This is a genomic window from Mesorhizobium sp. M2A.F.Ca.ET.039.01.1.1, from assembly GCF_003998035.1.
Classification (GTDB): Bacteria; Pseudomonadota; Alphaproteobacteria; order Rhizobiales; family Rhizobiaceae; genus Mesorhizobium.
Map to the genome: position 1 here is coordinate 1 of NZ_RZRY01000464.1, position 5,131 is coordinate 5,131.

6 protein-coding genes are annotated in these 5,131 nt (G+C 64.5%); 5 read left to right on the top strand and 1 reads right to left on the bottom strand.

The window, feature by feature from the left end; genetic code table 11:
• The 5 genes from EOA24_RS26890 to EOA24_RS26910 form a co-directional block, all read left to right on the top strand.
• On the top strand, positions 1-1,174 hold a 1,174-nt coding region (locus EOA24_RS26890), incomplete at its 5' end, for a N,N-dimethylformamidase beta subunit family domain-containing protein (RefSeq protein ID WP_127410247.1).
• The gene (locus EOA24_RS26895; RefSeq protein ID WP_126082515.1) at positions 1,171-2,538 is read left to right on the top strand and encodes an aspartate aminotransferase family protein; all 1,368 of its coding nucleotides are present in this window, start codon (positions 1,171-1,173) and stop codon (positions 2,536-2,538) included. The genes EOA24_RS26890 and EOA24_RS26895, both read left to right, overlap by 4 nt.
• 23 nt (positions 2,539-2,561) lie before the next feature.
• Complete coding sequence (locus EOA24_RS26900; protein ID WP_126082514.1) at positions 2,562-3,071, top strand: DUF523 domain-containing protein; 510 nt, start codon at positions 2,562-2,564, stop codon at positions 3,069-3,071.
• A 3-nt stretch (positions 3,072-3,074) separates the two neighbouring features.
• Entirely contained in the window at positions 3,075-3,578 is a 504-nt protein-coding gene (locus EOA24_RS26905) for a GNAT family N-acetyltransferase (protein ID WP_126082513.1), read from the top strand.
• A 2-nt stretch (positions 3,579-3,580) separates the two neighbouring features.
• Positions 3,581-4,609 carry a histone deacetylase family protein gene (locus tag EOA24_RS26910; protein WP_126082512.1) on the top strand — a complete coding sequence of 343 codons (1,029 nt, stop codon included), beginning with the start codon at positions 3,581-3,583 and terminating at the stop codon, positions 4,607-4,609.
• On the opposite strand, the gene EOA24_RS26915 is transcribed toward EOA24_RS26910, so the two are convergent.
• The coding region (locus EOA24_RS26915) for an aminotransferase class V-fold PLP-dependent enzyme (protein ID WP_127410248.1) at positions 4,606-5,131 on the bottom strand (526 nt) is incomplete at its 5' end. The genes EOA24_RS26910 and EOA24_RS26915 overlap by 4 nt on opposite strands.

Consider the following 5,131-nt stretch of genomic DNA (forward strand, 5'->3'; position numbering starts at 1 on the left):
CACCTGGACCGCGTACAACACCTGGGGCGGCTCGAACCACTATCAGGGCATCACCGGTCCGAACCGCGACCAGTACGCAACGACGGTGTCGATTGAGCGCCCCTGGTGCCGCGGCTTCGTCGTGCTGCCAAAGGACGCGCCGCGCGTGCCGCTCGAAGTCGCCGTGCCGCCGAAGACCGTGCCGCGCTATCCACACATGGAGTGGGCTTTTGCCACCGGGCATTCGAAGAAATACGCATCGTCCGGCTGGGCAAGCTATGACAGCCATTTCTTCCGCTTCGCCGAACGCGCCGGCTACCTGGTCGATCTCGCCAGCCAGCACGAGCTGCATTTCTCGCCCGAAATCCTCGACGGCTATGACTGCGTCGTCTTCGTCGGCCATGACGAATACTGGACCTGGGAAATGCGCGACGCTGTCGACAACTATGTGACCGGCGGCGGGCACGCGGCGCGCTTTGCCGGCAATTTCATGTGGCAGACGAGGCTGGAAGACCAAGGCCGCCGCCAGGTCTGCTACAAGTACAAGGCGCGCGCGGAAGACCCGGCCTATCGCGGCGGCGATGTCACTCGCGCCACCAATTCCTGGGAAGCGCCCGAGATCGGCCGCCCCGGCAGCGCCACCTTCGGCCTCAACGCGACGCGAGGCGTCTACGCCGGGTGGGGCGGCTGCGCCCCGCGCGGCGTACGCGGCTTTCCGGTCTACCATCCCGAGCACTGGGCCTTCGCAGGCACCGGCATCTATTATGGCGACCTGCTCGGCGCCGACAGCCATGTCTATGGCTATGAGGTCGACGGCCTCGATTTCGAGATCCGCTGCGGCCTGCCCTACCCGACCGCGGATAGCGGCGCGCCCGACGGCCTGCAGGTGCTGGCGGTCGGCATGGCGAGCCAGGTCGAGGAAAGCGCCGACATCCCGATCGAGGACCAGTTCCTCACCGACGAGGATGGCCGCTTCACCGCCGAGACGCTTTTCGGCGAGGCGAGCGACGCCAATCTCGACAAGGTGAAGCGCGGCAACGGCATGATCGTCAATTTCCCGCGCGGCAAGGGCGAGGTGTTCCATGCCGGAAGCTGCGAATGGGTCGCCGGCCTGCTAAGGCAGGACGCGATGGTCGAACGCGTGACCAAGAATGTTCTCGACCGCTATCTTGGCCGAGACGAGAGGGGCGAATGAGCACTGCGCAGTCGATCGAAACCGTCAGCCGGCCGAACCTCTTCCACTTCACGCGACGGCCCCAGCCGATGGTGGATCGCGCCGATGGCATCTATCTGTGGGACAAGAGCGGCCGCCGCTACATCGATGGATCGAGCGGCGCGGTCAACGTCAATGTCGGTCACGGCAATCGCAACGTCATCGATGCGATGAAGCGGCAGCTTGACCGCGTCAGCTTCGCCTACATCTTCCAATTCGAGAACAAACAGGCCGTCGCGCTGGCGCGGGAGTTGGCCGAGCGGCTTCCGAACGGGCTCGAGCGCATTTATCTCGTTTCCGGCGGTTCCGAGGCGGTCGAGGCCTGCCTCAAGCTCGCGCGCCAATGGGCTGTCGCGACAGGCCAGGACAAGCGCTGGAAAATCATCGGTCGCATGCCCTCCTATCACGGCATCACGCTTGGCACGCTTGCCGTCACCGGCGACGATGTCCTGACCAAGACATTCGACCCGCTCGGACAGCCGATGCCGCTGGTGCCGGCCCCGTTTGTCCATCGCGACCAAGATAATCTGTCGCTGGAAGAGCGCGGCGTCCGCTACGCCGACATGCTTGAGGAAAAGATCCTGGAACAAGGCCCCGAAAGCGTGCTTGCCTTCATCATGGAGCCGATTGGCGGCGCGGCGACCGCGGCACTGGTCCCACCCGCAAGCTATTTTGCCCGGATCCGCGAAATCTGCGACCGCTACGGCATCCTGCTGATCCATGACGAGGTCATGACCGGCATCGGGCGCACCGGCAAGTTCCTGGGCGGCGACCATTGGAGCTGCCGGCCGGATATCGTCGCGCTGTCGAAAGGGCTGAGCTCCGGCTACGCGCCCTTGGGGGCACTTGCCGCGACGGAGAGGATCGTCGGGCCGGTCGTTGCGGCAGGCGGCTTCCTGCATGGCCATACCTATGGCGGTAACCCTGTCGCCTGCGCGGCCGGCGTTGCCGTTCTCGGCGAAGTCGACCGCCTTGGCTTGGTCGAGAATTCCGCCGTCATGGGCGAAGTGCTGAGGGGCGAACTCGAAGCGCTGTCGGGTCGCTTTCCTTTCATTGCCGACGTGCGAGGCAAGGGCCTGTTCATGGGTGCGGAGCTCTACGCCGACCCCTTGGCCAGGACGCCGTTGCCACAGAATCTCAACGCCAATTTGCGGCTCATCGATCTGGCCTTCGAGCGTGGACTCATCATCTACTCGCGGCGCGTGCGCGGCGGGCCGGTGAGTGATAATTTCATGGTCTGCCCGCCTTTGATCACAACCCGCGAACAGATCGGCGAGATCATCGCGGTGCTTGGCGACACGCTGGAGGCACTTGCCGCCGAACTTGACCTGCCGGTCAATCACTGAGCCCTCGCCAAGGGAGAGCCGATATGGAGAGAGTGCTTGTCTCGGCCTGCCTGCTCGGAAGCAAGGTGCGCTACAACGGCTCGTTTCGGCTCGATCACCATCCCGTACTGGCGCGGTGGCAGTCGGAAGGCCGGATCGTGCAGATCTGTCCAGAGGTAGCGGCAGGTTTTTCGACGCCGCGTCCGCCGGCGGAAATCCAGGGCGCGCGCGACGGCCATGCGGTCCTGCAGGGCCATGGCAGAGTGATCGAGCAAACCGGCAGCGATGTCACCCGCCTTTACCGCGAAGCCGGGCAACTGGCGCTCGACCTCGCCCGGGAAACCGGATGCCGCTATGCCGTATTGACGGACGGCAGCCCATCATGCGGCAGCAGTTTTATCTATGACGGGAGCTTTTCAAGGGCCCGCGTGGCTGGCCAAGGCACGACCACCGCGCTGCTCGAGGAAAACGGTATCCGTGTCTTTTCCGAAGACAGAATCGGCGAGCTTGACGATCTGTTGATCGGCTCCAGCGCCGCCGGACATGCGGACTGACCGATGCCGCAGCGGGCCACCGACATTCTGCTCCGTCCCGGTACCATCGACGACGTCGAAACAATCTACGCCGCGCTGCTGCGTCTCGGCACCCATATCGGCGCCAACCAGGATATCAAATCCACCGCTGACGACCTCCGCACTTACGGCTTCGGCGAAAAGCCCGCCTTCTCGACCCTGATCGTCGAGATCGGCGGCGAATTCGCCGGGCTCTGCCTGTATTTCCCGATCTTCTCGACCTGGATGGGTCGTCCGGGCGTCTATGTGCAGGATCTTTATGTCGAGGACCGCTTTCGCGGCCGCCGCATCGGCGAGAAACTGCTGCGGCGCGTCGCGAAAGAGTGCCGCGCGGCGGGCGGCGTTTATCTGAGGCTCTCCGTCGATACCGACAACGAGACCGCCAAGGCCTTCTATGAGAAACTGGGCATCGGCCGCTCGAGTTACGAACAGGTGCAGAAGATCGTCGGCGATGCCTTTTTCGCCTTTGCCGACGCTCCGGAGGAATGACGATGAAAGCCTTCTATGCCGAAGAGCAGAAGCGCCACGATCCCAAGGCTTTCCTTTCGAGCGGCGCGCCGCAGCCCAATCCGGAAAAGCCGGAGCGGGTGGAGAGACTGCTATCCGGCGCAAGATCGGCCGGTTTGACGGTCGAACGCCCGAAAAATCACGGGCTTGGCCCGGTCGCGGCGGTGCATACGCCTGAATATCTCGACTTCCTCGAAAACATCTTCACGCGCTGGCAGCGCATCGAAGGCGCTTCGGCGGAGGTGATCCCGAACATCCACCCGATCGCTCGCAACGGCTCCTATCCGGCCTCGGCGGTCGGCCAGGCCGGCTACCATATGGCCGACACCGCCTGCCCGATCTCGGCCGAGACCTGGAACAGCGCGCTGTGGAGCGCCTGGAGCGCGGTCGAAGCCGCTCAAGCCGTGATGGCCGGCGCGCCGTCGGCCTATGCGCTCTGCCGTCCGCCTGGACACCACGCTTTCGCCGATGTCGCCGGCGGCTTCTGCTTCATCAACAATTCGGCCTTGGCCGCGCAGGTTCTGCGCAAGAGTTCCGCCCGCGTCGCCATCCTCGATGTCGACCTGCATCACGGCAACGGCACGCAAGGCATCTTCTACGCCCGTCCCGATGTGCTGACCGTCTCGCTGCACGCCGATCCAGTGCGCTTCTATCCGTTCTTCTGGGGGCATGCCGACGAGCGCGGCGAAGGCCCCGGCCTCGGCTACAATCTCAACCTGCCGCTGCCGCGCAAATCCGGCGACACGGCCTTTCTCGAAGCGCTGGCGACGGCCTTCCAGCGCATCCGCGCCTTCGCGCCGGAAGCGCTTGTGGTGGCACTCGGCCTCGACGCTTTCGAAGGCGATCCATTCGGCGGCCTCTCGGTGACGACGCCAGGCTTCTCGCGAATGGGCGAAGCGATTGCCGGGCTCGGCCTGCCCACGGTCATCGTCCAGGAAGGCGGCTATCTCTGCGATGCGCTGGGCGACAACCTCACCGCTTTCCTGACCGGCCTCGGCGGCAAGAAAGACTAGCGCTGCTGCCGCAGCATCGCGATCACGCGGTGCACGCTCTCCAGCGTCTCCTCGATCTCGGCCGCCGTGTTGTAGTGGGCAATGCCGATGCGCACGACACCCTGCTCAGCTGGAATGCCGAGCTGGTGGACGATCTCCCACGCGTAATTATGGCCCGACCACAGAAAGATATTCTCGGCGTTCATCTGCCGCACGATCGTTTCCGGCGCGATGCCCTCGACCGTGAAGGAAACGGTCGGCACCCGCTCGGCGAGGCGCTCCGTATCGGTGATACCGCGGATAATCAGGCCCTCGATATCGGACAGGCCTTCGATCAGTTGCCGGGCCAGCGCATTCTCATAAGCGATCGAAACGTCGAAAGCCTTGGCGATCCGCTGCCGCCGCGATCCGCCCTCGCCGGCGGCAGCGCCTAGATCGGCGAAATAGTCGATCGCTGCCGTCAGCCCGGCCATCAGCTCGATCTGCGGCGTGCCGAGTTCGAACCGCTCCGGCAGCCCGTTCGACGAACAGCGGCATTTGTAG